The sequence below is a fragment of the Streptomyces bottropensis ATCC 25435 genome, assembly GCF_000383595.1.
In the GTDB taxonomy this organism is placed as follows: domain Bacteria; phylum Actinomycetota; class Actinomycetes; order Streptomycetales; family Streptomycetaceae; genus Streptomyces; species Streptomyces bottropensis.
The window spans coordinates 6,370,420-6,396,560 of the sequence record NZ_KB911581.1; the positions used below are offsets into that span (position 1 = coordinate 6,370,420).

The 26,141-nt window shown below is 71.3% G+C and carries 25 protein-coding genes; 17 read left to right on the plus strand and 8 right to left on the minus strand.

What is annotated here, in order from left to right; genetic code table 11:
• The first annotated feature begins 97 nt into the window (after positions 1-97).
• Genes STRBO_RS0128430 through STRBO_RS0128440 form a run of 3 tightly spaced genes read left to right on the plus strand, consistent with a single transcriptional unit; the run spans position 98 to position 2,303 of the window.
• Positions 98-1,162 (plus strand): aromatic ring-hydroxylating oxygenase subunit alpha, encoded by a 1,065-nt coding sequence (locus STRBO_RS0128430; protein WP_028796894.1) that lies wholly within the window; start codon positions 98-100, stop codon positions 1,160-1,162.
• The gene (locus STRBO_RS0128435; RefSeq protein WP_005484720.1) at positions 1,159-1,341 is read left to right on the plus strand and encodes a hypothetical protein; all 183 of its coding nucleotides are present in this window, start codon (positions 1,159-1,161) and stop codon (positions 1,339-1,341) included. Before STRBO_RS0128430 ends, STRBO_RS0128435 begins: the two co-directional genes overlap by 4 nt.
• Positions 1,338-2,303 (plus strand): PDR/VanB family oxidoreductase, encoded by a 966-nt coding sequence (locus tag STRBO_RS0128440; RefSeq protein WP_005484722.1) that lies wholly within the window; start codon positions 1,338-1,340, stop codon positions 2,301-2,303. The genes STRBO_RS0128435 and STRBO_RS0128440 overlap by 4 nt, the downstream gene beginning before the upstream one ends.
• Here the strand turns inward: STRBO_RS0128440 and STRBO_RS0128445 are convergent.
• A complete protein-coding gene (locus STRBO_RS0128445; protein ID WP_202500379.1) occupies positions 2,280-3,128 on the minus strand; it encodes an IclR family transcriptional regulator domain-containing protein in 849 nt (282 codons plus the stop codon). The genes STRBO_RS0128440 and STRBO_RS0128445 overlap by 24 nt on opposite strands.
• Before the next feature lie 248 nt (positions 3,129-3,376).
• Here STRBO_RS0128445 and STRBO_RS0128450 point away from each other — a divergent pair, with 248 nt between their 5' ends.
• Genes STRBO_RS0128450 through STRBO_RS0128465 form a run of 4 tightly spaced genes read left to right on the plus strand, consistent with a single transcriptional unit; the run spans position 3,377 to position 6,709 of the window.
• Complete coding sequence (locus STRBO_RS0128450; RefSeq protein WP_005484724.1) at positions 3,377-4,339, plus strand: ABC transporter substrate-binding protein; 963 nt, start codon at positions 3,377-3,379, stop codon at positions 4,337-4,339.
• Positions 4,336-5,109, plus strand: a complete 774-nt coding sequence (locus STRBO_RS0128455) for an ABC transporter permease (RefSeq protein ID WP_005484726.1) — start codon at positions 4,336-4,338, stop codon at positions 5,107-5,109. Before STRBO_RS0128450 ends, STRBO_RS0128455 begins: the two co-directional genes overlap by 4 nt.
• The gene (locus STRBO_RS0128460) at positions 5,106-5,885 is read left to right on the plus strand and encodes an ABC transporter permease (protein ID WP_005484727.1); all 780 of its coding nucleotides are present in this window, start codon (positions 5,106-5,108) and stop codon (positions 5,883-5,885) included. Before STRBO_RS0128455 ends, STRBO_RS0128460 begins: the two co-directional genes overlap by 4 nt.
• Positions 5,886-5,908: 23 nt before the next feature.
• Positions 5,909-6,709 carry an ABC transporter ATP-binding protein gene (locus STRBO_RS0128465; protein WP_005484729.1) on the plus strand — a complete coding sequence of 267 codons (801 nt, stop codon included), beginning with the start codon at positions 5,909-5,911 and terminating at the stop codon, positions 6,707-6,709.
• A gap of 71 nt (positions 6,710-6,780) precedes the next feature.
• Here STRBO_RS0128465 and STRBO_RS0128470 read toward each other — a convergent pair whose 3' ends face one another.
• On the minus strand, positions 6,781-7,464 hold the full coding sequence (locus STRBO_RS0128470) for an MmyB family transcriptional regulator (protein WP_005484730.1): 684 nt from the start codon (positions 7,462-7,464) through the stop codon (positions 6,781-6,783).
• Positions 7,465-7,738: 274 nt separating this feature from the next.
• Here STRBO_RS0128470 and STRBO_RS0128475 point away from each other — a divergent pair, with 274 nt between their 5' ends.
• The 5 genes from STRBO_RS0128475 (at position 7,739) to STRBO_RS0128495 (ending at position 11,985) form a co-directional block, all read left to right on the plus strand.
• A complete protein-coding gene (locus STRBO_RS0128475) occupies positions 7,739-8,395 on the plus strand; it encodes a helix-turn-helix domain-containing protein (protein ID WP_005484732.1) in 657 nt (218 codons plus the stop codon).
• A 31-nt stretch (positions 8,396-8,426) separates the two neighbouring features.
• Complete coding sequence (locus STRBO_RS0128480) at positions 8,427-8,957, plus strand: hypothetical protein (protein ID WP_005484734.1); 531 nt, start codon at positions 8,427-8,429, stop codon at positions 8,955-8,957.
• Between the two features lie 53 nt (positions 8,958-9,010).
• Entirely contained in the window at positions 9,011-10,219 is a 1,209-nt protein-coding gene (locus STRBO_RS0128485) for an MAB_1171c family putative transporter (protein WP_005484735.1), read from the plus strand.
• Positions 10,203-11,630 (plus strand): FAD-dependent monooxygenase, encoded by a 1,428-nt coding sequence (locus STRBO_RS0128490; protein WP_202500380.1) that lies wholly within the window; start codon positions 10,203-10,205, stop codon positions 11,628-11,630. The genes STRBO_RS0128485 and STRBO_RS0128490 overlap by 17 nt, the downstream gene beginning before the upstream one ends.
• A gap of 127 nt (positions 11,631-11,757) precedes the next feature.
• The gene (locus STRBO_RS0128495; RefSeq protein WP_005484738.1) at positions 11,758-11,985 is read left to right on the plus strand and encodes a hypothetical protein; all 228 of its coding nucleotides are present in this window, start codon (positions 11,758-11,760) and stop codon (positions 11,983-11,985) included.
• A gap of 54 nt (positions 11,986-12,039) precedes the next feature.
• Here the strand turns inward: STRBO_RS0128495 and STRBO_RS0128500 are convergent, their stop codons facing one another.
• The 3 genes from STRBO_RS0128500 to STRBO_RS0128510 are packed head-to-tail and all read right to left on the minus strand — an operon-like array spanning position 12,040 to position 14,613.
• A complete protein-coding gene (locus STRBO_RS0128500) occupies positions 12,040-13,023 on the minus strand; it encodes a polyprenyl synthetase family protein (protein ID WP_005484740.1) in 984 nt (327 codons plus the stop codon).
• Positions 13,020-13,757: a 4'-phosphopantetheinyl transferase family protein gene (locus STRBO_RS0128505; RefSeq protein ID WP_020115201.1), complete on the minus strand. Its 738-nt coding sequence runs from the start codon at positions 13,755-13,757 to the stop codon at positions 13,020-13,022. Before STRBO_RS0128505 ends, STRBO_RS0128500 begins: the two co-directional genes overlap by 4 nt.
• Positions 13,702-14,613 carry a metallophosphoesterase family protein gene (locus STRBO_RS0128510; RefSeq protein WP_020115202.1) on the minus strand — a complete coding sequence of 304 codons (912 nt, stop codon included), beginning with the start codon at positions 14,611-14,613 and terminating at the stop codon, positions 13,702-13,704. The genes STRBO_RS0128505 and STRBO_RS0128510 overlap by 56 nt, the downstream gene beginning before the upstream one ends.
• 279 nt (positions 14,614-14,892) lie before the next feature.
• On the opposite strand from STRBO_RS0128510, the gene STRBO_RS0128515 reads away from it, so the two are divergent.
• Positions 14,893-16,047 (plus strand): ATP-grasp domain-containing protein, encoded by a 1,155-nt coding sequence (locus tag STRBO_RS0128515; protein WP_005484744.1) that lies wholly within the window; start codon positions 14,893-14,895, stop codon positions 16,045-16,047.
• A 308-nt stretch (positions 16,048-16,355) separates the two neighbouring features.
• Here STRBO_RS0128515 and STRBO_RS0128520 read toward each other — a convergent pair whose 3' ends face one another.
• From STRBO_RS0128520 to STRBO_RS0128530, 3 genes are all read right to left on the minus strand, one after another.
• Positions 16,356-19,403, minus strand: a complete 3,048-nt coding sequence (locus tag STRBO_RS0128520; RefSeq protein WP_005484745.1) for an alpha-mannosidase — start codon at positions 19,401-19,403, stop codon at positions 16,356-16,358.
• An 87-nt stretch (positions 19,404-19,490) separates the two neighbouring features.
• Positions 19,491-20,831 (minus strand): 6-phospho-beta-glucosidase, encoded by a 1,341-nt coding sequence (locus STRBO_RS0128525; RefSeq protein WP_005484747.1) that lies wholly within the window; start codon positions 20,829-20,831, stop codon positions 19,491-19,493.
• A 157-nt stretch (positions 20,832-20,988) separates the two neighbouring features.
• Positions 20,989-21,738 carry a DeoR/GlpR family DNA-binding transcription regulator gene (locus tag STRBO_RS0128530; protein WP_005484749.1) on the minus strand — a complete coding sequence of 250 codons (750 nt, stop codon included), beginning with the start codon at positions 21,736-21,738 and terminating at the stop codon, positions 20,989-20,991.
• A 150-nt stretch (positions 21,739-21,888) separates the two neighbouring features.
• Here STRBO_RS0128530 and STRBO_RS0128535 point away from each other — a divergent pair, with 150 nt between their 5' ends.
• From STRBO_RS0128535 to STRBO_RS0128550, 4 genes are all read left to right on the plus strand, one after another.
• Positions 21,889-22,932, plus strand: coding sequence for a carbohydrate kinase family protein (locus STRBO_RS0128535; protein WP_005484751.1), 1,044 nt, complete (start codon positions 21,889-21,891; stop codon positions 22,930-22,932).
• 33 nt (positions 22,933-22,965) lie between these two features.
• Positions 22,966-24,246: an ABC transporter substrate-binding protein gene (locus STRBO_RS0128540; RefSeq protein WP_028796895.1), complete on the plus strand. Its 1,281-nt coding sequence runs from the start codon at positions 22,966-22,968 to the stop codon at positions 24,244-24,246.
• Between the two features lie 124 nt (positions 24,247-24,370).
• Positions 24,371-25,255 (plus strand): carbohydrate ABC transporter permease, encoded by an 885-nt coding sequence (locus STRBO_RS0128545; RefSeq protein WP_005484753.1) that lies wholly within the window; start codon positions 24,371-24,373, stop codon positions 25,253-25,255.
• Positions 25,252-26,121 (plus strand): carbohydrate ABC transporter permease, encoded by an 870-nt coding sequence (locus tag STRBO_RS0128550; RefSeq protein WP_005484754.1) that lies wholly within the window; start codon positions 25,252-25,254, stop codon positions 26,119-26,121. Before STRBO_RS0128545 ends, STRBO_RS0128550 begins: the two co-directional genes overlap by 4 nt.
• Positions 26,122-26,141 lie beyond the last annotated feature (20 nt).

Consider the following 26,141-nt stretch of genomic DNA (forward strand, 5'->3'; position numbering starts at 1 on the left):
CGGAAGGGGTATTGCCCGGTCCCGGGCGCGCTCAGGAATGTGGTGGCACGCGGAGTGACGTGGCTCCGCGGTCAGGGTTCTCAGGGACGGGATCGCCATGCCTCACATGACCGCCTTCGCCAGGAATCAGTGGTACGTCGCCGCCTACGCCGAGGAGGTCGGGCGGGAGCTGCTCGGACGGACCGTCCTGGGTGAGCCGCTCGTGTTCTACCGGACCGAGGAGGAGGGGACGCCGGTGGCGCTGCACGACCGGTGTGTGCACCGCCGCTACCCGCTCTCGGAGAGCGGGCTGGACGGGGACCGGATCGTGTGCGGCTACCACGGGTTCACGTACGACACGACGGGCGCCTGCGTGTACGTGCCGGGGCAGAAGCGGATCCCGCGGACGGCGCGCGTGGCCTCGTACCCCGTGGTCGAACAGGACTCGCTGATCTGGGTCTGGATCGGCGACCCGGCGCTCGCCGACCCGCAGACCATCCCGCGCGCCCGGCACCTGGCGGCCCCCGGCTGGACCACCGTGCGCGGCATGGAGCCGATCGACGCCGACTACGGGCTCCTCGTCGACAACCTGCTCGACCTGTCCCATGAGACCTATCTGCACGGCGGCTACATCGGCACCCCCGAGGTCGCCGAGACGCCGATCACCACCGAGGTCGACGAGGGCGCCGGTGTGGTGCGGGTGAGCCGGCACATGGACGACGCGGAGTGCCCGCCGTTCTACGCGAGGTCGACCGGCATCGAGGGCCGGATCACCCGCTGGCAGGACATCGAGTACTTCGCGCCCTGCCTGTACCTGCTGCACAGCCGCATCGCCCCCGTCGGCGTGCTCCCCGAGGCGGACGGCAGCGACCCGAACGGCTTCCACACCGAGATCACCTACGCGATCACCCCGTCCTCGGACGGCAAGGTGTACGACTTCTGGATGGTCTCGCGGGACTGGGCGACCGAGAGCGAGGAGGTCACCGGGTTCCTCAGGGGCAACAACCACACGGTCGTCATGCAGGACGTCGTCGCGCTGAACCTGCTCCAGGAGACGCTGGGCACCGAGCGCACCGGCTACCAGGAGCTGAGCATCAACATCGACACCGGTGGGCTGGCCGCCCGCCGCATCCTGGCCCGGCTGGTCGAGCAGGGCGAGAAGCCGGTGGAGAAGGTCCAGTGAGCACGTCGCCCACCCACCGGACCGGAGAGGTCTACCGCGTCGACTGGCTGCCGGGCACGGACATCCTGCACGGCACCTGTCACTGCGGGCGCGAGCACACCGCGCAGGACCCCATCGAGATGTGGGAGTGGATGCTCGCCCACCCCCAAGGACACGAGCCGCAAGGGACCACGTCATGACCCCGTCCCCCTCGCCGTCGCCCGCGTCGCCCGCATACGAGGCCGAACTGGTCGTCGAGACCCGGGAGTTCGCGGCTGACGGTGTGCTGACCCTGACCCTGCGGCATCCGCTCGGCGAAGAACTCCCGGCCTGGGAGCCGGGCGCGCACATCGACGTGCTGCTGGGGCCGGAGCTGGAGCGGCAGTACTCGCTGTGCGGTGACCCGGCGGACCGCGGGGTCTGGCGGATCGGCGTCCTGCGCGAGCCCGACGGACGCGGTGGATCGGCTTACGTGCACACGGAGTTGGCACGGGGCGACAAGGTCCGGGTGCGCGGGCCGCGCAACAACTTCGCCCTGGAGCCGGTGCCCCGGTACCGGTTCGTGGCCGGCGGCATCGGCATCACCCCCATCCTGCCGATGCTGGCGGCGGCCGAGGCGGCGGGCGCGGAATGGTCCCTGCTGTACGGCGGGCGCAGTCGTGAATCCATGGCTTTCCAGGCCGAGTTGGCCGTGTACGGGGACCGGGTCACCGTCGCCCCGCAGGACGAGACCGGGCTGCTCGACCTCGGGTCCGTGCTGGACGGCCTGCCCGAGGACGCGCTCGTCTACTGCTGCGGGCCGGGCGCCCTGCTCGACGCGGTCGAGGCGCGGTGCCCGGGGAAGGCGTTGCGGATCGAGCGGTTCCGGCCGAAGGAGCGGGAGGCGGGTCCCGACAGCGAGTTCGAGGTCGTGCTGGAGCGGACCGGGAAGACCGTCACGGTGCCCGTGGGGGTCTCCGTGCTCGACTCCGTGCGGGCCGCCGGGGTCGAGGTCCTGTTCTCCTGCACGGAGGGCACCTGCGGGACCTGTGAGACGGACGTTCTGGAGGGCACCCCCGACCACCGCGACTCGGTGCTGAGCGACGACGAGCGCGAGGCCGGGGAGACCATGCTCATCTGCGTGTCCCGGTGCCAGGGGTCACGGCTGGTGCTCGACCTGTAGCGGTACGGCCCCGGCGCGCGCCCGGCCCGTGGCGGTCCCCGTCACGCACAGGTCGGCCTCGATCCGGGCGGCCGTGGCCAGCAGGTGGGGCAGCAGGTCCCGGCGCACCGACTCCACGGAGGTGCGGCCGGCGTGGACGGGGATGTTCACGCCGGCCACCACCTCGCCGTGCCGGTCGCGCACCGGGGCGGCGACCGACCGCAGCCCCTCCTCCAGTTCCTGGTCGACCACGGCGTACCCCTGGCGGCGCACCCGGCGCAGTTCGGTCCTGAGCCGGTCGGCGGAGGTGAGGGTGCGCCGGGTGAGGGGTCGGAGGTCGGCGCGGGCGAGGCGGGCGTCGGTCTCCTCGTCCGGCAGATGCGCGAGGAGCACCCGGCCGACGGAGGTGACGTGGGCCGGGAGGCGGGTGCCCACGGTGATCGTCGCCGTCATGATGCGGCGCGCGCCGACCCTCGCCACGTACACGATGTCGTCGCCGTCGAGGACGCACAGCGAGGAGGACTCCCCGACCTGTGCGACCAGTCGTTCCAGATGAGGTACGGCGAGGTCGGGGAGGGTGACGCTCGACAGGTACGCGTAGCCGAGTTCGAGCACGCGCGGGGTGAGCCGGAACAGCCGGCCGTCGGTGTGGACGTAGCCGAGGTCGACGAGCGTGAGCAGGAAGCGGCGGGCGGCGGCCCGGGTCAGCTCGCAGGCGCGGGCGACCTCGCTCAGCGTCAGTGCGGGGTGCTCGGCGTCGAAGGCGCGGACGACCGCGAGGCCCCGCTCGAAGGACCGGACGAAGTGCGGCCGGCGGGCTGCGCCGAACCGGTCTCGATCGGGCATCGTCGCCTCCAGGAACGCACGGAAACCGCACGAACGCCGCACGGACGCCACACGAACGAGGCTCCGCACCCGCGTACCGTACGCACGGCGGTGCGTGGTGCGCACGCTAGGAGCACACTTCTGCAACTGTCAACGGGCTTGCAGCGCAAGGGCATTGACCCGCAACCGACGGCGTTCTACCTTCCCGCTGAGCACTTGTGTGCGGTGTGCGCACAGCCTGTCGAGGAGCGTTCCCACCAGGGGGAGTCATGCGTCGTCTGCTCATCGGTCTCGCGGCCGGTGCCTTGTTCGTCTCCGCGACGGCCTGCGGTTCCTCCGGGCCTGGCGGCGGGGACGCGGGGTCCGGAGGCACGACCACGCTCAAACTCGGCGTCATCCCCATCATCGACGTCGCGCCCCTGTACCTGGGCGAGAAGAAGGGCTTCTACAGCAAGCGCGGTCTCGAACTGGAGCCCACGCTCGCGCAGGGCGGAGCGGCGATCGTGCCCGGGGTCGTCTCCGGCCAGTTCGACTTCGGCTTCAGCAACATGACCTCCCTGCTGGTCGCCCAGTCGAAGAACGTGCCGGTGAAGGCCGTGGTGAACGGGGTCGCCTCGACCGGCAAGGCCGGCGCCGACTTCGCGGAGATCATGGTCAGGAAGGGCAGCCCGCTCAAGACCGCCAGCGACCTGGAGGGCAAGAAGGTCGCGGCCAACACCCTGGGCAACATCTGCGACACCTCGGTCAACGAGTCGGTCCGCAAGGACGGCGGCGATCCGTCCGAGGTGGAGTACGTGGAGATGCCGTTCGACCAGATGCCGGCCGCGCTCGCCAAGGGCCAGGTCGACGCGGCCTGCGTCGTGGAACCGGCGCTGGCCGCCATCAAGTCCCAGGGCGGCACCGTGCTGGCCTCGAACTTCGTCGACGTGTCGCCGTACCTCACCGTGGCCATGTACTTCACCTCGCAGAAGTACGCCGCCGAGAACCCGGAGACGGTGAAGAAGTTCCAGGAGGCCACGGCGGAGTCGCTCGCCTACGCCGACGAGCACCCCGACGAGGTCCGCCAGATCATCACCACGTACACGAAGATCCCGCGGAACCTGCTGGAGACGGTCGTCCTGCCCCGCTGGCCCGCCGAGCCGGACCGCGCCTCCATCGAGCGGCTCGGCGAACTGGGCCAGAAGGACGGCCTGTTCGAGAAGACCCCGGACCTGGACGAGCTGCTGCCGTGAGGGGTGCCGACACGCTCCTCGGCGCGGCCGGGCTGACGGGGTTCCTCGCCCTGTGGGAGGCACTGCCGCGGCTCGGCCTGGTCGAGGACGAGTACCTCCCACCGGTCAGCCGGGTCGCCGGCGCGCTGGCCGGCGAACTCGCCGACGCGGCGTTCTGGACGGCGCTCGGTGACACCCTGACGGGCTGGGCGCTCGGGCTCCTGATCGCCGCGACCGCCGGGATCCTCATGGGGATCGTCATCGCCGTCGTGCCGTATCTGCGGGAGGCGACGTCCTCCACGATCGAGTTCCTGCGCCCGATCCCCTCGGTCGCCCTGATCCCCCTCGCCGTCCTGCTGTACGGCAGCGAACTGCGGTCGGTGCTCCTGCTGGTGGTGTACGCGTCCTTCTGGCAGATCCTGATCCAGACCCTGTACGGCGTCCGGGACGTGGACCCGGTCGCCGAGGAGACCGCCCGCTCCTACGGCCTCGGCCCCTGGGCGCGGGTCCGGCACGTGCTGTGGCCCACCGCCCTGCCGTACGTCATGACGGGCCTGCGGCTGGCCGCCGCCGTGGCCCTCGTCCTGGCGGTGACGGCCGAACTGGTCATCGGGGCACCGGGGTTGGGCCAGCGCATCTCGGTCGCGCAGACCTCGCAGGCGGTGCCGGAGATGTACGCCCTGGTCGTGGTCACCGGGCTGCTGGGGCTGCTGGTCAATGTGGGCGCCCGTACGGTGGAGCGCCGGGCACTGGCCTGGCACCCGTCGGTGCGCGGGGAGGTGGCGGGGTGAGACGGCCGCTGCTGCGGCTGGTGTACGTCGTCGCCCTCCCCCTCGTCCTGGTCACCGTCTGGTGGTTCGCCTCGTACGGCAGCACCGATGTGTTCCGGCCGCCCCTGCGCACGATCCTCGCCGCCTTCCCGGACGTCTGGACGGCCGAGCGGGCGCGCGCCGACGTGCTGCCGAGCCTGCTGCGCCTGTCGGCCGGGTACGCGGTGGCGGCCGTCGTCGGCGTCGCGCTCGGCACGGTCATCGGCTCCTACCGCCGGGTGCGGTCGGTGTGCGAGCCGGTCCTGGAATTCCTGCGGGCCGTGCCGCCGCCCGTCCTCGTCCCGGTCATCACGCTGTTCGCGGGCATCGGCGACACGATGAAGATCGCCGTCATCGCGAGCGGCTGTGTGTGGCCGGTCCTGCTCAACACCGTCGAGGGCGTACGTGCGGTGGACCCGGTGCTGTCGGAGACGGCCCGGTCGTACGGCATCACGGGCGCGGCCCGGCTGCGGAACGTCGTCCTGCGCTCGGCGAGTCCGCAGATCTTCGCGGGGCTGCGGCAGGCGCTGTCGATCGGCATCATCCTCATGGTCATCAGCGAGATGACCGCGTCCAGCGACGGACTGGGGTACACGATCGTCCAGTTTCAGCGCGGTTTCGCGATCCCCGACATGTGGACCGGCATTCTCGTCCTCGGTCTGCTGGGGTTCCTGCTGTCCGTGGTCCTCCGGCTGGTGGAGCGGCGCGTACTGGGCTGGTACCACGGTCTGCGCGCGTCCTCCCGGCGGTCCTGGTGAAACGGGAGAAGGGGCAGCCGGCGATGGACGCCTTGCTGGAAGTGGCGGGTCTGCGGAAGGTCTACGAGGGTTCCGGGCGCCGGGTGGAGGCGGTGCGGGACCTCACCTTCACCGTGGACGCCGGCGAACTGGTCTGCCTGGTGGGCCCGTCGGGCTGCGGCAAGACGACCCTGCTCAAATGCGTGGCCGGGCTGCTGAACCCGACCGCCGGTGAGGTCCGCCTCGGGGGACGGCCGGTGGACGGCCCGCCGCCGGGCATGGCTGTCGTGTTCCAGGAGTACGGGCGCAGCCTGTTCCCCTGGATGCGGGTCCGCGACAACGTCGAACTGCCCCTGCGGCAGAAGAGGTCGGGCAGGGCCCGGCGGCGGGAACTGGTCGACGACGCGCTCGCCTCCGTCGGTCTGTCCGACGCGGCGGACGCCTACCCCTGGCAGCTGTCCGGCGGTATGCAGCAGCGGGTCGCCATCGCCCGCGCGCTGGCGTACGAGCCGGAGGTGCTGCTGATGGACGAGCCGTTCGCGGCGGTCGACGCCCAGACCCGGGCCGATCTGGAGGACCTCGTGCGGGGCCTGTGGCGGGATCGGAGCATCACGATCCTCTTCGTCACCCACGACATCGACGAGGCCGTCTATCTCGGCGAACGGGTCCTCGTCCTCTCCGCCTCCCCCACCGTCGTGCGGGAACAGCTCAAGGTCGACCTGCCCGCCGACCGGGACCAGCTGCACACCCGGGTGGCGCCCCGCTTCGCGGAGCTGCGGACCCAGGTGTACGAGCAGATCCAGGCGGCGAAGCGGGGTGTCCCGCCGGTCCTGGACAAGGGGTGAGCGCGGGTGGAGCGGTTGTCCTCCGGCGCCGTCGGCGACCTGAACGCCGGCGGCGCCGGAGGGGGTGCGGCTCACCGCTCGGGAGAGGGCACCACACTCAGATGGCTCGTGGCGGCGTGCCGGGGGCGGCGCGTCCGGCGCAGCGGGTCGGCCGGGCGACCCACCTCGCGCAGGACGAGGGTCATGCGGTGGTAGCCCATGTCGCGCAGGGTGTCCGGGGTCTCGCCGACGATCCGGCAGACGGTGGCGCCCCAGCGCGGGTCCGGGTGGACGACGTGGCGTACGGCGCCGTCGTGGCGCACGGCCGCCGGGCCGACCGTGCGGAGCCAGTGCGGGAGTCCCTGGCGGTAGGCGGCGTCCATGATCGGGTCCTGGGCGATCTCCCGGCGGACGGCCTGCAGGCCCCGGTCCTTGGGGTGGTGCTCCACGGCGGCGGCGAAATGGGCGAGCATCGGCAGGCACCAGCCGGACTCGTGGTCGCCGAGGACGGTGGCGGCGTCGGGGTGGAAGAGTACGAAGCGGAGGAAGTTGTCACCCGGCATGGCCGTCGGGTGCGGCCCCACGCCGTTGAACAGGGCACGGAACGCGGCGTTGGCCAGAACGACGTCCCAGCGGTGGTCGAGGACGACGGACGGGAACAGGACGGAATCCAGCAGCACGGCGTAGTCCTGGAGGTACGCCTGTGCTTCCTGGGCTTCGAGAGTGTCGGGGACGGGCCGCGGTACCCACCGCTCCCCTCCTGCCTGAAACGCCATCGGGAGGTCACCCCTCTTGCCTATGCGGCCTTCACGCGGCGCCTTGATCCTGGTGCCCCGGTCGGATCGGTGTCAACTATCGTGGCATTCGGCGCCGGTTGACGGCTGAATCTCGCCACAGTTGTGGCGAGACCTGGATGTGAGTTCGACAAAACCGCTAGTCTCCCCGCAGTTCACGGTGTACTTGCCGGGACCAGGGTCTCGCGCCAGGCTTGGATCCACGGATTCCGCAGTACCGCGAAATTGGCCTGAGAGAGACGTAGGAGATCTGTCGGTGACGGATGGCTTCGAGGTTCCGGACGCCGCGGCGACGGTTCTGCTGCCGGCCGTCGTGGCCCGTGTCACCGCGCTGGCGGACAAGCTGCGCGTAGGCCACACGGAGGTCTTCGACACCCGACGGCTCTCGGTCGCCTCGGGCGTGCCGGAGGCCGTGGTGAAGGCGCTGCTGAGCGGGCAACGCGCCGGTGAGCCCGACGTCCAGGCCCGCTTTCTGCAGCGCCTGGACCTGCTGCGACGCACCCGTCTCAAGCCGGGCGGCCGTAAGTACACCCAGCAGGAGATCGCCGACGGCGCGGGGATGTCCCGCCAGCAGGCGGGCGCCCTCATCAACGGGGACCGGCGGCCCACGATGGAGCACTGCGACGCCATCCAGCGCTTCTTCCGGGTGCACGCCGGTTTCCTCACCGCCGAGGACCCCGAGGCGCTGGCGAGCGCCCTGATGCGGACCGAGCAGGAGCTTCTCCAGCAGCTCGCCGACCGCGAACGCGCGGCGGCCGAGGCCGCGGACGACCCGTTGCAGCGGCTGCTGCAGAACCACGGGGTGCGCTCCATCGCCTGGCGGGCGGCCCAGCTGCCCACCGACCAGCACCGCGACAAGGTGGCGGAGTGGCTGGACATGCTGCTGGAGAGCGTCAAGCGGCCCGAGTCCTGACCGGGGGAGATCTGTGGGCATCGGAAAGGAAATGCGCCGTCTGTGCGGCGAGTTGGTCGGCGAACTCACCCTGCCGGCACCGGCGGACCCCGCCGATCTCTACGGCGCCCTGTGCGACGCCATGAGCAGGCGCCGCGGCCGCCCGGTCCAGTACCGCACGGCCGTCTTCCCACCGGGCACGGCCAGCGGGCTGTGGCTGGACATGGCCGAACAGGATCTGGTCGTCATCGAGGAACGCACCGCGCCCGACCACCAGCTGGTGATCCTCGGCCACGAGCTGTGGCACATGCAGGCCGGGCACTGCGGCCGGCACGTGGAGGGCACGGCGGTCGCCGCGCGTTTACTGAGCCAGGACGCCGATCTGCGGGCGACCGTGCTGAAGGTCGCCGCGCGTACGCGTTTCGACCTGACGGACGAGCAGGACGCCGAGAGCTTCGGGCTGCTGCTGGCGAGCAAGTGCCGTGCCTGGCTCGCCGGTTCGGCGCTGCGCGCGCCCGTGCGCCGCGATCACCTGGCCGGCCGCATCGGGGCCTCGCTGGGCTACCGCGGACCGCAGGGCTGAGCGGCCCGAGACGCCGAGACGTCACGACGCGAAGACGCAGAGACATCGAGAACATGGACGGGTCCAGCTACTACCTTCCGGCCGTCGCGATGGCGATCGCCCTGGCCTCGAAGACGCCCGCGCTGCTGCGGAACTGGGGCGACCCCCTGATCAGGTCCGTGTGCGCGCTGATGACGCTGGCCACCCTCGTCTTCTTCTTCGCCGCGCCGCCGACGATCAGCGAGTTCAACCGCGTCACCGGCGTCACGAACGTCTCGGCGGCCGTCGTGTACTTCCTGCTGAGCGCGTTCAGCGGCTCCTGCCTTGTGCTGATCACCAACTGGCGGGGCGGCCCGCCCGAGACGACCCGCCGCCTCTCGCACCGCTGGATCGCCGGGTACGGCGCGGTGTGCGCGGCGATAGTGCTGCTGTTCGTGCTCGGCGACGCCCCCGTGGAGCGCGTGCGGGACTTCGACACGTACTACGCCGGCACGCCCTTCATGCGCGAGATGATCGTGCTGTATCTGACCGGGTTCACCGTCGCGGGCGTCGCGATGAACGTCATGTGCTGGCGCTGGGCGCTCCAGGTGCGTGGCTGGCTGCGCGCCGGACTGCTGATCATCGCCTTCGGCTTCCTGCTGAACGTACCGTTCGCGGCGGTCAAGCTGATCGCCGTGGCCGCCCGCTGGCAGGGCGGCGACCTGGACTACCTGAGCACGTACGTCGCCCCCGTGCTGTCGTCCGTCGGCGCGCAGGTCTGCGCGGTCGGATTCTGTCTGCCCCTGGCCGGAGAGCGCCTCGGCGACTCCTGGACCATCTGGTCGATGTACCGCCGGCTCGGCCCGCTGTGGCGGGAGTTGCGTCCCGTCTGGGCCCAGGCGAGCCACGAGGTGCGGATCTCCTGGTGGGCGCCCGCCCGGCTGCAGATGACGCAGCGGGAGTCCGACATCCACGACGGCATGCTCAGCCTGTACCCGTACTTCGACGCCGGGGTCCGTGCCAAGGCGTACGACGCCGCCGTCGCGGCGGGTTCCGAGCCCGCCCAGGCGCGGGCGGAGGCCGACGCGGCGATGGTGACGGCGGCGGTGCGGGCCAGGGAGCACGACCCGGAGGGCCGGGTCATCAGCTCCGCCACGGCCGAGGCCGCCGTCCCGCCCACCGAGAACCCCCGTGACCTCGTACGGATGTCCATCGCCCTGCGTCAGTCACCCGTCGTAGCGGCCGCCCGTGAATGGGCCGCCGCGACCAGGTCAGAGAGCGACTTCCATGAGCGAACCCGTTAGCGGCCCGCGCGACACCGTGGTCACGACATCCCGGCGTGCCGTCGTCGTCGGCGCGGGCCTGGCCGGCCTGCTGGCCGCCGCCGCGCTGCGCGACCACGCCGACGTCACCGTCGTCGAACGCGACGCGCTGCCCGAGGGGCCCGGCCCCCGCCGGGGCGTGCCCCAGGCCCGGCACGCCCATCTGCTGTGGTCCGGCGGGGCCCGCGCGATGGAGGAGCTGTTGCCGGGGGTCACGGACGCCTGGCTGGCGGCCGGTGCCCGGCGCATCCCGCTGCCGACCGGTCTGGTCTCCCTGTCGCCCCAGGGCTGGGTGCGCCGCTGGCCCGAGCTGGAGTTCATGATCGCGTGCAGCCGCGATCTGCTGGAGTCGGTCGTCCGCGCCCGCCTGCTGGCCGGGCCCCGGGTCACCCTGCTCGACCGCACCGAGATCCTGGGACTGGAGGGCGACGCCTCCCGGGTGACGGGGCTGCGGGTCCGTTCCGCCGACGGCGAGGGGCGGGTCCTCGCCGCCGATCTGGTGGTGGACGCCTCCGGCCGCGGTTCGCGGGGCTCCGCCTGGCTCGACACCCTCGGGGTCGCGCCGGCGCCGATGGACGAGGTCGACTCCGGGCTCGTGTACGCCAGCCGGGTCTTCCGGGCGCCGGCGGGCACCGAGGAGTATCCGGTGGTCAATGTGCAGCCGGACGGGTCGCAGCCGGTGCCGGGGCGCAGCGCCACCCTCGTGCCCATCGAGGACGGGCGCTGGCTGGTGACGCTGTCGGGCACCCGGGGCGGTCAACCGAACGCCCGTGCCGAGGAGTTCGAGGCGTTCGCGCGGGACGTCAGGCACCCGGTCGTGGGCGAGCTGATCGCCCGCGCCGAGCCGCTGACGGACGTCGTGGTCACCCGCAGCACGATCAACCGGCGGCGCTTCTTCGAGAAGGTGTCCGGCTGGCCCGACGGTTTCGTCGCGATCGGTGACTCGGTCGCCACGTACAACCCGATATACGGCCACGGCATGTCCGTCGCCGCCCAGAGCGCCCTGGCGCTGCGTGAGCGGGTCGCCGCGCACGGTCTGACGGCGCCCGGACTCGCGCGCCGGGTCCAGAAGGCGGTGGCGGTACCGGTGTCCCTGGCTTGGGACCTGGCCACCGGCGCCGACATCCGTTACCCGGAGGCCATCGGCAAGCGGCCGAACGCCGTGCAGAGACTCTTCGGCCGCTATGTGGACCGGCTGGCGCGGACCGCGCTCGGCCGGCCCCTGGTCTGCAAGGCGTATCTCGGTGTGGTCACTCTCAGCGCACCGATCGGCGCCCTCGTCCGGCCGGAGGTGTTCCTGGCGGTGCTGCGCGGTCCGGTCCGAGCCCCGTTGACGGAACCGCCGCTGACGGACCATGAGCGACGGACGGTGCTGGGGACGCCTCCGCGGTAGCCCCCCGGGCGACTTCAGCGCGCGGGAGAACGGGATTGTCAGTGGGGGACGGCAAGCTGGGAGCGTGCCGCCCGTACGCCGGGGCGGGCACGGAGTTTCGCCGATCCGACCAGGGGAGAGCCGTTCGATGCCGACCGCCGTACTGACCGACCGCGAGCGCGCCGCCGTACAGGCCTATCTACGGCTGCTGGGGACCGTACGAGCAGCGTTCGACGGGTCCGGGGGGGCATGCCGACCACCCGTGGTGCCGCCCGCCGTGCTCGCCGAGGCGGAGCAGGCGCTGACGGCGGCGGGACTCACGGGCAACGAGGAGGATTTCTTCCGGCTGCTGCGGAGCTGGTGTCCGGAGGTCTGAGGCGTGCGGCGACGGTCCGCCGGGGGTCCCGGTGGGCCGTCGTCGTCGGGCGCCCTAGCCGTGGTGGCTCGTCAGATACGGCGCGGCGGCCTGGTCCACCAGCTGTCGCAGGGACCGCAGGCAGGCCGCGTCGCCGTCCATTCGGTCGAGCGCCCGGTGTGCCTCGTCGCGGAACGCCGCGAGGTCCTTCTCGTAGCGGCGGAGCACGGCGGGGGTGAGCAGCAGCGCCCGGAGTTCGGTGCGGGCCCGAGCGGAACCGCGTGCGGCACGCACGAGTTCCGCGAGCCGGCCTTGTGCCGCGGGGGGTGTCTCCCGCATCGCGCAGGTGAGGAGATAGGTGACCGTGCCGTTGCGCAGGTCCTCGTCGCGGCCGGAGAGAAGGTCCTCCTGGTCGTTGAACAGCTGCCAGAGCACGCCGAAGGCCGCGCCGAACTCCCGCCATCGCTCGGTCCGTTCGGTGTCCGCGCCAGAGAGGATCGCGGCCATCGCCGTGATCATTCCGAACGGGACACCGGATTTCCCGCGGTAGACGGCGACGACCGCTTCGGGAGAGGCTTTTTCCAGGTCGCCGCGCAGATCCCGCAACTGCCCCTCGACGGCGGCGATCGAGCAGTCGACGATCTCGGCCGCGAGGGCGTTGCGCACCGCGTGCGGGAGCGGTTGCGCCTGGACGATCCGGAGGGGGAGGGCCCCTCCGGCGAGGACGGCCGCCAACAGCGCCTCGTCGGTGCCGAGTCCGGCGGGAGGGCGCCCGTGGTGGCTGTCGGCCAGGTCGTCGAGGTAGCAGGCGGAGGTCCACCACAGGACGTGGACGGCCGCCAGCGGGATCGCCGGTTCCGGGGTGCCGGTCTCGGCGGCGTGCACGAGGAGCGGGAGGACGCAGAGCGGGTAGGTCATCCGCTGGTGGTGAAGCAGCCCGGCCATGGACGTTCGTACGGCCGTGGACGAGGGCCCGAGATGCTCCAGGGCGGCCGCGATCTCCGCGTCGACGGCCGGCGAGACCCGTTCGTGCAGGTCCGCGCAGGCGAGAACGATCACCCGGCGTCCCGGGCCTCTCCGGAGCGGGCTTCCACGGCGAGCGGCGCCGTGGAACGGGGAACCGACACGGCCGTCGCCACCAGTCCCCGCCGGGCCGTCCAGCGTCCGTCGAAGGCGTCGACCCGTCGGCCGTCCACCACAGGTCCCGGCACGAGGAGTTCGGCGCGCAGCGCGCCGGAGCGGCCGCCGGGCTCGACGGAGAACTCGATGTCGGCCTCCGAGAAGTCCAGCCACCGCCCGGTGAGCGGGAACCACGCCTTGTAGACGGACTCCTTGGCACTGAAGAGCAGCCGGTCCCAGTGGACCGTGGGATCGCCGGCGGCCAGACGCCCCAGCCGGGTCTCCTCGGCGGGGAGCGCGATCGCCGCCAGCACACCCTCGGGCAGGGCGCCGTGCGGCTCGGCGTCGATGCCGAGGGAGGCGAGGTCGTCCTGGCGGACCAGGGCGGCGGCCGCGTACCCCTCGCAGTGGGTCATGCTGCCGGTGAGCCCGTCCGGCCAGCCGGGGGCGCCGCGCTCCCCCGGCACGATCGCCCGCGGCGCCACGCCCAGCTTCTCCATGGCCCGCCGGGCGCAGGCGCGGACGACGGTGAACTCGCGGCGCCGCTTCGCCACCGCGCGCGCCACGACCGCCTCCTCCTCGGGGTACAGCTCGATCCCCTCGACGGCCGCGTCCGTGTCAGGGGCGTACGCCTCCACGGCCACGACCGCTCCCGGGAGCAGTTCCTCGATCACCGGCTTCGACCTCCATCGGCAGAATGCGACGCAGCCTGCCGGGCGGTCCCGGACGCGGCCGCCACTCGCGGGGGTAACCCACGGACACCTCTTCGAAGCGGACGCCGTCCAGCCAGGTGGTCCGCGGGATGTGCAGATGACCGTAGACCATGACCTCGACACGGAAGCGGCGGTGCCAGTCGGCGGTCAGTTCGGTGCCGCACCACATGGCGAACTCGGGGTAGTGCAGGACGTCCATGGGGTGCCGGTCCAGCGGGTAGTGGTTGACCAGCACCGTCGGCAGGCCGGGCGGCAGTTCGGCGAGTCTGCGTTCGGTCTCGGCGACGCGGGCGCGGCACCAGTCCTCGCGGCTCGGGTACGGGTCGGGGTGCAGCACGTGCTCGTCGGTGCAGACGATGCCGGTGCCGTGCGCGTACGCCAGCCCCTCGTCCTTGGTCGCGCAGCCCTTGGGCAGGAACGAGTAGTCGTACAGGAGGAACAGCGGGGCGATCACCACCGGGCCGCCCGGTCCGTCCCAGAGGGGGTAGGGATCCTCCGGTGTGACGACACCCACTTCCCGGCAGAGGGCGACCAGGTGCTCGTACCGCTCGACGCCCCGGTACGGAACGGTCTCGCCGGGGTGGGTCCACAGTTCGTGGTTGCCCGGCGCCCAGACGACCTTGGCGAAGCGGCCGGCCAGTGTCTCCAGGGCCCAGCGGATGTCGGCGACGCTCTCGGAGACGTCACCCGCCACCAGGAGCCAGTCGTCGTCGGTCTCGGGGCGCATCCGCTCGACCAGGGCGCGATTCTCGGGATAGCCGATGTGCAGATCGCTGATGGCCAGCAGATTTCCCTGCCGGCCGGCCTTCGAGTCCACCCGTGCTCCCTTCCGAACACCGAACATCAACACGAGAACACACGGGCGCGCCGGCGGACAAGACCGACCTGCCGAGCCGTCCGGCCCGCGTCCCGGTGACCCCGCCGCGCGAGGATTAACACGCGCGTGACAGAAACCTGGGGCCCGGTGGCCGTATGATCCCTCCTACACCACCGCCACGCCCTCTCTTTCGCGTACGGCGGTTCGGCGTACCTCCATCCCCCCTGGCCGGGCACGGCCTGCTCAGCCGTGCCCGCGAACCCCTGAAAGGCGGCCTGCATGGTCTCTCGCGTACGCGTCTGGCTCAACCGCACGTACGCGGAGAACGTCTTCTTCATGGATCAGCTGCGGCATAATCCGCACGCTCGTCCGGTGGACATCCATGCCACGCACGGTGACGCCGACTCCCCCGTACTGGCCGCCGCCGACACCGCCGACCTGGAGCCCGAGGGCCTCTCCCCCGCCGCGTACGTCGAGTACGCGCTCGATCAGTGCGCCAAGCGCGGCATCGACGTGTTCGTGCCCCGGCTGCACCAGGCGACCCTGGCCGCGCACCGCGAGGAGTTCGCGGCCGTCGGCACGGTCCTGCTGGCGCCGACCGCCGGGGCCATCGAGGTCTTCGAGGACAAGGTCACCGCGTACGAGGCGGTCCAGACGCACGGGGTTCCGGTGCCGCCGTGGTTCCGGGTGACGAACGCCGACGAACTCGTCGCGGCTGTCGACGAGTTGGAGGACGCCGGGCACCGGGCCTGCTTCAAGCCGGCGTCCGGAGCGGGTGGGGTCGGCTTCCGGGTCGTCTCGCGCACCCCCTTCTCGCTCTCCCAGCTCAGCGGTTTCCCGAGCCCGCACGTGCAGCTCGACATGGTCGTGGAGGCCCTGCGGGCGGCCGAGGAACCCGTGGACTGGATGGTGATGCCGCGTCTGGAGCAGCCGGAGGTGTCCGTCGACTGCCTCACCGGTCCCGACGGGCGGGTGCGGATGTCCGTGGGCCGGACGAAGAACGGGCGGCGTCGTGGGTTCAGCCAGAACCCCGCGTGGATCGAGCCCGCGCGGCGGATCGCGGAGGGGTTCGGGCTGCACTACCTGACGAACATCCAGTTCCGGATGTTCGGCGACGAGCCGGTGCTGATGGACGTCAACACGCGTCCGGCGGGCGGGCTGCACCAGCTCGCGCTGTGCGGCATCAACGCGCCCTGGGCCGCTGTGCAGCTGGCGCTCGGCGAGGATCCCGGGGACGTGGTGCCGACGCGGCTGGGGCAGGACTACACGGTGGTGTCGGGAACACGGCCGGTGCGGCCGGTCGTGCTGCCGCACCAGGTCGAGACGCCGGTCGCCGTGACGCTGCCCGAGCCGGAGTCCGTGGAGGCGCGACCGCTCGCGGTGGGGGCGCCGGTCGCCTGCAAGCCGTCCGCGGACCGGCCGCTGGCGGTCTGAGGCACCCGGGAAGTCCTGCCCCCGCGGCCCGGTGGGGACAGGTCGCGCAGTTCCCCGCGCCCCTGAAAAGCAGGGGCTGCGCCCCGTGCTTTCCAGGCCGGCAGGGCCGTGGCTTTCCAGGCCGGCAGGGCCGTGGCTTTCAGGGCCGCTGGGCCTGGGCTTTCAGGGGCGCGGGGAACTGCGCGAGAAGCCCCCACCGGACCCGCACCCGCCCTCCTGCCGCCGGATAGCCTCCCGCGCTCGGCGAACCAGGCCGCAGCGGGCAAGCAGCCCGCCGCGGCCTTTCTCACCGCCCGCCGGTCACGGGGTCACCGCTCCCCCACCGCCAGCCGCAGCGTCTGCACCTCGAACGGCCGCAGGGTCACCGGGACGCCGTTGCCCTCCGTGGCCGCCTCGGACAGGGGCCGTTCGAGCAGGTCGGTGATCTGGGCCCCGGCCAGCGGGAAGCCGGTGCGCAGGACACCCCGGGCCCGGCCGCCGCTCGACTCGTAGATCCGGACCACCACGTCGCCGGACGCGTCGTCGGCGAGCTTGACCGCCTCGACGGTCACACCGTCGCCGTCGACGGAGACGACCGGCTCGGGCGCGCCCGCCGCGTCGGCGACGCGCAGCGGCAGGTTGAGGGCGTAGCCCTCGGCGACCGCGTCCTCGATGGTCGCGCCGGGGAGCAGGGAGTACGTGATGCGGTGCTTGCCCTGGTCGGCCTCGGGGTCCGGGATGCGCGGGGCGCGGACCAGGCTCAGGCGGACCGTGGTGGTCGTACCACCGTCCTCGCGGACCGTGCGGGAGACGTCGTGGCCGTAGGTGGAGTCGTTGATCACCGCGACGCCGTAGCCGGGCTCGCCGACGTGCACCCAGCGGTGGCCGGAGACCTCGAAGCGGGCCGCCTCCCAGCTGGTGTTGGTGTGGGTGGGGCGCTGGATGTGGCCGAACTGGATCTCGGCGGAGGAGTGCGGCGCGCGGACGTCGATCGGGAAGCCGGCCTTGAGGAACTTCTCGGCCTCGTGCCAGTCGATGTCCGTGGCGAAGTCGATCCGGCGGCTGCCGGCGCGCAGGGTGATCGTCTGGCTGATGCGGGAGCCCTTGCCGAACGAGCGCTCCACGCGGACCGCGCCGAGCAGCGGGTCCTCCTCGACGACGGTGACCGAGTCGGCGTCCAGCAGGTCCGTGTAGCGGTTGCGGTAGTGCTTGTCGACGTCCCAGGCGTCCCAGTAGTTCGGGAGGTCGGTGTGCAGGCGGAGCAGGTTGCCCGTGTCGCCGAGCACCTCGCGGTCGGCGACCAGGTCGCGGACCGAGGCGAGGGTGCCGTCCTCGGCGATCTCGACCCGGACCAGGCCGTTGTCGAGGACGCGGCCGGAGACGGTGACGGGGTGCGGGGCTTCGGCGGCGGTCAGCGGCGCGCTGCCGCCCGCGGGCACCTCGACGTACACCGGCGCGCCCCCGGCCGTGCGGACCACCTCGGCCCGGTCGCGCGGGCTGGTGTTGAAGACGCGCGCGTCGCCCGCGCCGAGTGCCGTGACCGCCTCCGTCGTCAGCTCCTCCAGTTCCTTCGCCACCCGCGCGTACTCGGCCTCCGCCTCGCGGTGGACCCAGGCGATCGAGGAGCCCGGCAGGATGTCGTGGAACTGGTGGAGGAGGACCGTCTTCCAGAGCCGGTCGAGCTTCTCGTACGGGTAGGAGTAGCCGGGCGCGTGCAGCGCGGCCGTCGTCGCCCACAGCTCCGCCTCGCGCAGCTTGTGCTCGCTGCGGCGGTTGCCCTGCTTGGTGCGGGCCTGGGAGGTGTAGGTGGCGCGGTGGAGTTCGAGGTACAGCTCGCCGTTCCAGACGGGGGCGTCCTCGTACTCGGCGCGGGCCTTGGCGAAGAACTCGTCGGGGTGTTCGACGACCACCTTCGGTGAGCCCTCAAGGTCCGCGAGGCGGCGGGCGCGCTCCATGATCTCGCGGGTGGGGCCGCCACCGCCGTCGCCCCAGCCGAAGGGGGCCAGGGAGCGCGTGCCGCCACCCTTCTCCTGGTAGTTGCGGACCGCTCGGTCCATCTCCTCGCCGCTGAAGCGGGCGTTGTAGGTGTCGACCGGCGGGAAGTGGGTGAAGATGCGGGTGCCGTCGATGCCCTCCCACCAGAAGGTGTGGTGGGGGAACCGGTTGGTCTGGTTCCAGGAGATCTTCTGGGTGAGGAACCAGTCGTTGCCGGCGAGCTTGGCGAGCTGCGGGTAGGAGGCGTTGTAGCCGAAGGAGTCCGGCAGCCAGACGCCCTTGGTCTCGATGCCGAAGTGCTCGATGAAGAACCGCTTGCCGTGGACGAGCTGGCGGGCGATGGCCTCGCCGCCGGGCAGGTTGCCGTCGGACTCGACCCACATGCCGCCCACCGGCACCCACTGGCCCTTGTCGACGGCCTTCTTGATCCGCTCCCACACCTGCGGGTAGTTGTCGCGCACCCATTCGTACTGCACGGCCTGGGAGCAGGCGAAGATGAAGTCCTCGTACTCGTCGGCCAGCGCGGTGACGTTGGAGAAGGTGCGGGAGGTCTTGCGCTTGGTCTCGCGGATGGGCCACAGCCAGGCGGAGTCGATGTGGGCGTGGCCGACGCCGGAGATGGTGTGGGCACTGGCGTGGGCGGGCTTGGCGAGGACCGGGGCGAGGATCTCACGGACGGCGGTCGCGCTGCCGGAGACGTCGTCGAGGTCGACGGCGTCCATGGCCCGGTCCAGGGTGTGCAGGATCTCGTGGCGGCGGGGCTCGTGCTCGCCGAGGTGGACCATCAGCTCGCGCAGCACCTGGAGGTCCAGGTCGAGGTGGAAGACCTCCTCGTCGAGGACGGCGATGTCGGCGCGCCGGAAGGTGTACAGGGGCTTGTCGCCGGCGGTGAGGATGTCGCCGAGCGGCGTGATCCTGGAGAAGTTGTCGGCGAGGATGTCGGGGTTGGAGGCCGCCTCGACCAGGTAGTCGATCGTCTCGCCGCCGCCTACGGGGTTGCCGATCGGTACGTACTGGTTGAGCGGGTTGACCGCCTTCAGCGGGGTGCCGTCGGCGAGGTGGACCAGGGCCTCGGCCTGGTTGCCGGGCCAGTCGCCGACGAACCCGAGGTCGACGACCGCCTCGACGCGGCGGCCCGCCCACTCGGCGGGGACCTGTCCGCGCATCCGGAACCAGGTCGTGCCCCACGGCGGACCCCAGGGGGTGTCCATCGCGAACGGGGTGTACGAGGCGGCCGCGGCCTCCTCGAAGGGGACGGGCTCGCCCGGGGCCTGCCAGGCCTCGACCTCGAAGGGCACGGAGGCCGCGTAGATCGCGGGCTTGATGCGCTGGGTGTGGACGCGCTCTACGCGTTCCTCGATCCGGTGGCGTTCGTCATGCATGGGAGGTCTCCAGAGAGGGCGGAGCGGTGAGCAGAGGTCGGAGGAAGGAGCCCGCACACGGGCGGTAAGCGCTTTCCGGGCGGGAGCCTACTTCAGGTACTCCAGGCCAGGGTGCACCGCCGTGTAGCCCTCGACCAGGCGGCGGGCGACGTTCACCGAGTCGACCAGCGGATGCAGCGCGAAGGCCTTCACCGCCGTCGTACGGGACCGCGCCTCGGCGGCGGCGAGCACCTCGCGTTCGACGGCCTTGACCGCGCAGACCAGGCCGGTGGCGTGGTCGGGCAGCGGGGACACGGCGACCGGGTGGGCCCCGTTGGCGTCGACCAGGCAGGGCACCTCGATGACGGCCTCGGTGTCGAGGGCGGAGAGGGTGCCCTTGTTGCGGACGTTGAGGATGAGGGTGGTGCGCTCGTCGCGGGCGATGGCCCGCATCAGGGCGAGGGCGACCTTCTCGTAGCCGCCGGAGAGGTCGTCGGCGTCGCGTTCGCCGGCGCCGGCCGTCTCCCGGTTCTCCGACATGTAGGTGGCCTCGCGCTCGGCGCGGGTGCGGTCCCAGGCCTTGAGCGCGTGGGCGTCGGGGCGCCGCATCTCCTCGTAGAAGTGGGCCTGCTGGTCCTTGAGGAAGGCGCCGCGGGTCTTCTCGACCGCCTGGTAGGCGTGCACGGCCTCGCGGTTGAAGTAGTAGTAGTGCAGATACTCGTTGGGGATGGCGCCGAGGGACTGGAGCCAGTCGACGCCGAACAGCTTGCCCTCCTCGAAGGAGCCGAGGAGGTCGCGGTCGGCGAGCAGGCGCGGGAGCTCGTCGCGGCCGGCGATGTGCAGGCCGCGGACCCAGCCGAGGTGGTTGAGGCCGACGTAGTCGATCCACGCCTCGGCCGGCTTCGCGGCGCCGAGGACGCGGGCGATCCGGCGGCCGAGGCCGACCGGTGAGTCGCAGATGCCGATGACGCGGTCGCCCAGGTGCCGGGACATCGCCTCGGTGACCAGGCCCGCCGGATTGGTGAAGTTGATGACCCAGGCGTCGGGGGCGAGACGGGCCACGCGGCGGGCGATGTCGACGGCGACCGGGACCGTGCGCAGGCCGTAGGCGATGCCGCCGGCGCCGACGGTCTCCTGGCCGAGGACACCCTCGGCGAGGGCGATCCGCTCGTCGTTCGCGCGGCCCTCCAGGCCGCCGACGCGGATCGCGGAGAAGATGAAGTCGGCGCCGGTGAGGGCCTCGTCGAGGTCGGTGGTGGCGGTCACCTCGGGGGCGTCGGGGTCGTCGGCGGCCTGCTCGGCGAGGACGCGGGTGACGGCGGAGAGCCGCTCGGCGTCCAGGTCGTGCAGGACGACACGGCTGACCCGGCCCTCGGCGCGGTCCCCGAGGAGCGCCCCGTACACGAGGGGCACCCGGAATCCTCCGCCGCCCAGAATCGTCAGCTTCACGCAACTACCACCTTTGCCGATCGTGATGGGGGCCCCTCCCGCTCCAGCGGAGCCGGGAGTGGGGGAGTGCGGGCCGTCCCCACACCGTGCGCGCGGTCCGGGCGCACGGTGCGTCCGACACGTGTCAGCCGTCGCCGCCCGGCGGCCGTGCCGGCGGTCATACGGTGACCACTTCGACCCCCGCGTCCTCGAACGACGACCGTGTGCCCGGGTCGAGGGACCCGTTGGTCACGAGCACGTCGAGTTCCCCGGGGCCGCAGACCCGCGCCATTCCCGTACCGGGGAACTTCGCGGAGTCGGCGAGCAGGACGACCTTGTCACCTGCCCTGATCATCGCGCGTTTGACCGGGACCTCGACGACGGTCGTGTCCATCACCTGCCCGCCGGGGCGCACTCCGCTCGTGCCGAGGAACAGCCAGTCGGCGTGCAGCTGCCGGAGGTTGTCCTCGGTGAGGAAGCCGACGAGGGAACGGTACTCACGGCGGACCATGCCGCCGAGCAGGACCAGTTCGATGCCCTCGTCGTCGGCCAGCTCCTCGTAGACCACCAGATTGCTGGTGATGACGGTGAGGCGGCGGCCGTGCAGCTGCCGGGCCAGGCGGTAGGCGGTGGTCCCGATGTCGAGGAGCACGGACTGACCGTCGCGGACCATCGAGGCGGCCTGCGCCGCTATCGCGTCCTTCTCGGCCACCCGCACCTCGGCGACCTCGGCGAAGGGCTGGTCGCCCTCGTCCACGACCGCGCCGCCGTGCACCCGGGTGAGCAGCCCCTCCTCCTCCAGCCTGACGAGGTCACGCCGGATGGTGGCGGGGCTCACACCGAGTTGTTCGGACAAGTCGGTGACGGCCGCCGGGCCCCCTGATCGCAGGGCCCGCAGGATGAGTTGGTGTCTACGCTCTGCCAGCACGCGCTGAACAGTACTCGTCATTCCCAATCATTTCCATGCTCACTTCTGCTTGACTCTTGCCAAACCTCTCGGAGGCGCGCACGATCTGTGCACCGAAATTGAAGACTTTTGAAGAGTGATCTTCGAACGTCTCGACGAGAGGGTGCACGCGTGGACGACGACCGGCCCGATGTGCTGCTGACCGGGCTGCTCTTCTACGACCTCGTGCTCACGGGGCTGGGAAAGCCTCCCGCCCCCGGCGAGGAGATCTGGACCGACGGCATGGGCTGCGGTCCGGGCGGCATCGCCAACCTCGCGGTGGCCACCGCCCGTTTCGGTCTGCGGACCTCCCTGGCCACGGTCTTCGGCGACGACTACTACGGCGGCTACTGCCGTGACGTCCTCGCCGGCCAGGAGGGGGTCGACCTCTCCCTCTCGCGCACCGCCGACGGCTGGCACACCCCCGTCACCGTCTCCCTCGCGCTCCCCGTTCACGACCGGGCCCTGGTCACCCACGGCCAGGAACCGCCGTACTCGCAGGACGTGTTGATGGGCGACCCGCCCGAGTCGCGCACGGCGCTCGTGCACATCGAGGCCGAGCCCCGCGCATGGCTCGCCAAGGCCGCCGCGAACGGCACCCACATCTACGCGGACGTCGGCTGGGATCCCACCCAGCGCTGGTCCCGCGACCTGCTCGACCAACTCGCCCTGTGCCACGCCTTCCTCCCCAACGAGGCGGAGGCGATGGCGTACACCCGCACCGACAGCGCGGCAGCCGCGCTCGGCACGCTGAGCGAGCTGGTGCCGGTGGCCGTCGTCACCCGCGGCGGCGAGGGCGCGGTCGCGGTGGACCAGACGACCGGGGAGTACGCGCAGGTGCCGGCCCTGGACGTCGACGTGCTCGACGCGACGGGCGCCGGTGACGTCTTCGGCGCGAGCTTCGTCGCCGCCTCCCTCGGCGGCTGGCCGCTCGCGGAGCGGCTGCGGTTCGCCGTCCTGTCCGCCGGCCTGTCCGTGGGCCATCACGGCGGAGGCCTGGCGGCGCCCGGCTGGTACGGCGTCGACCGCTGGTGGCGCTCACTGACCGACCCCGGCCTGAAGAAGGCCTACGGCTTCCTCACGGACCGCATCCCCGCCGACGTCGGCCCCCCGGTGCGCCACGCCCCGGTCACCCCGCCCGCGCGGCCCCACCGACCCCACGCACCAAAGCCCTGAAGTACCACGAACAGGAACAAACAGGAGTGACCCGTGGACCTTTCTCGTAGAGGCTTCCTCCAGGCTGCCGTGTTCACCGCGGCGGCCTCCGGCCTGACCGTCGGCTGTGGCGGCGACTCGGAATCCGGCGGCACCAAGAACGGCAAGAGCCTCACCATGTGGTACTGGGGCGGAGCCCTCAGCGACAAGGTGGTCGCCGAGGCCAAGACGCACTTCAAGAGCCAGATCAAGCTGACCAGTTCCTCCATCGGCGGCGACTTCAAGCAGAAGCTCACCACCACCCTCGCGGCCGGCGGCTCCTCCGTGCCGGACATCACCGGCATCAAGGGCGAGGACATCGCCTCCTTCCTGCCCAACGCCGACCGCTTCCTCGACCTGAACGACCTGGGCTTCAAGAAGATCTCGTCCCAGTACCTGGAGTGGAAGACCAAGCTCGCCCAGACCGAGGACGGCAAGCAGATCGGCTTCCCGATCGACATCGGCCCCACCGCGCTCTTCTACCGCGCCGACCAGTTCGACAAGGCGGGGCTGCCCTCCGACCCGGCAAAGGTCGCGGCCGAGGCCAAGACCTGGGACGACTACTTCGCGCTCGGCACCGAGCTGAAGAAGGCGCTGCCCGGCACCTTCCTGGTCAACAACATGGGCTCGGTGTTCAACATCGCGGTCGGCCAGGGCACCAAGCGGTTCATCGACCAGGACAACCACTTCATCGGCGACCAGGACCACATCCGCGCCGCGTGGGACACCGCGGTCCGCGCCTACACCCTCGGCCTCGACGCCAAGATCAACGACCAGAGCTGGAACGCCGCCGTCGGCAAGAGCCTGACCACCGAACTCGGCGCCGCCTGGCACGCGCTGGACATCGAGTCGGCGGCCCCGGGCACCAAGGGCAAGTGGCGCGTCTGCGCGACGCCGGGCGGGCCGGCCAACCAGGGCGGCTCCTACCTGACCCTGCCCAAGCAGTGCCGCAACCCCGAAGAGGCGTTCAAGATCATCAGCTGGATCCTCAGCCCGGACAACAACGCCAAGAGCTACACCGACGCCGCGATCTTCCCCGCCTCCCCGGAGACCTACGCGATGCCGGCCATGACGGGCCCCGACGCCTTCTTCGGCGGCCAGAAGATCATCGAGGTCTTCGGCCCGGCCGCCGAGGCCATCCCCGTGAGCTACGAGGCACCCGCCGACTCGGCGGTCATGGCCCCCTTCATGGCCGAGCTGACCAGCATCGAGGCCAAGGGCAAGAAGCCCGACGACGCCTGGAAGGACGCGGTCTCCCAGGCCAAACAGATCGCCAGGCGGCAGGGGGTGAAGTGAGGTGACGTCACCTCCGGTCACCGGCCCCGCCACGGTGCCTCGGCACCGTGGCGGGCCGGGCCCGGCCCGTTTCCGCCCGCGGCGCACCCCGCCCGCGGGCGCGGCGCGGCCCGCGCGTCGCGGGGTGCTGTCGTACTGGCGGCAGTACCTGGCGATCTCGCCCTTCTACCTGATCTTCCTGTCCTTCTCCTTCGTCCCCGTCCTGTACTCGCTGTATCTGTCCTTCCAGCGCTACGACGGCCTGGGCACCAAGCAGTTCGTGGGCCTGCAGCAGTTCGAGTTCCTGTGGAGCGACCCGGTCTTCTGGCTGTCGATCCGCAACACCCTGGCGATCTGGGTGCTGTCCACCGTGCCCACCCTCTTCGGCGCCCTGGTGCTGGCGACGCTGCTGCACTCGGTGCGCCGCTTCAAGGGCTTCTACCGCATCGCCCTGTACGTGCCGAACGTGACGTCGATCGTCGCCGTGGCGATCTTCTTCGGCGCGGTGTTCAGCAACGACTTCGGTCTGGTCAACGCGATCCTGGGCGTGGTCGGCATCTCGCCCGTGCCGTGGCTGAGCGACCCGTGGCTGATCAAGGTGGTCATCGCGCTGCTGATGACCTGGATGTGGACCGGCTACAACATGATCATCTATCTGGCCGGCCTCCAGGCCATCCCGCAGTCGGTCTACGAGGCCGCCCGGATGGACGGTGCCGGTCCGATCCGTACGTTCTTCCAGATCACCATCCCGATCCTGCGGCCGATCATCCTGTTCACCGTCGTCATCTCGACCATCAACGGTCTGCAGAGCTTCAGCGAACCCCAGGTCCTCTTCGCCAGCAACGCCGCCAACCAGAACCTCGGCGGACCGGGCCAGGCGGGCCTGACCACGCTGCTGTACTTCTACCAGTCGGCCTTCCTCGACAACGACTACGGCTACGGCGCGGCCATCGTGTGGGCCTTCTTCGTCCTGATCATCGTGCTCGTCGTCGTCAACTGGCGGATCGTGCAACGAGGGAGGAAGTCATGACGACAGCCGCCACGCCACGGCCTGCCCCGGCCGCGAAGCGGTCGCGCCGCCCCAGGGGCCTGTCCCCGCACGTCTTCCTCGGCATCGCCGTCCTGGTCTCGGTCTTCCCGTTCGTGTGGACGATCGTGATGGCGACCAACACCACCCGTGACATCTACAAGAGCCCACCGAAGCTGACCTTCGGCTCCCATCTGCTGGAGAACATCCGGGGTGTGCTGCACACGGTCGACTTCTTCGGGTCGATGCTCAACACCGTCGTCATCGCGTGCGTCACCACGGCCCTGGTGCTGTTCGTCGACTCCCTGGCGGCCTTCGCCTTCGCCAAGTTCGAGTTCCCCGGGCGCAGGCTGCTCTTCGGCACGCTGCTGGTGTTCATGATGCTGCCGCTGCAGCTGGCCGTCCTGCCGCAGTTCATCCTGATGTCCGAGCTGGGCTGGGTCGGCATGCTCAAGGCACTGGTCTGGCCCGCCCTGTCCAACGCCTTCGGCATCTTCTGGCTCCGCCAGTACATCGAGACCGGTGTGCCCGACGAGCTCCTCGACGCGGCGCGCATCGACGGCGCCGGCTTCTTCCGGCAGTACTGGAACGTCGCGCTGCCGATGATCAGACCCGCGATGTCCTTCCTCGCCATCTACGCCTTCGTCGGCGCCTGGAACGACTACGTCTGGCCCCTGATCGTGCTCACCGATCCCCAGCACGTCACGCTCCAGGTGGAGCTGGCCCAGCTCAACGTCGGCCACAACACCGACTACAGCATGGTCATGGCCGGGGTCCTGATGGCGTCCCTCCCGCTGGTCGCCGTCTTCGCGATCTTCGCGCGCGGGTTCATCGCGGGCGCCACCGAGGGCGCCGTACAGGGCAGCTGAACCGCTCCCGGGAAGGTGCG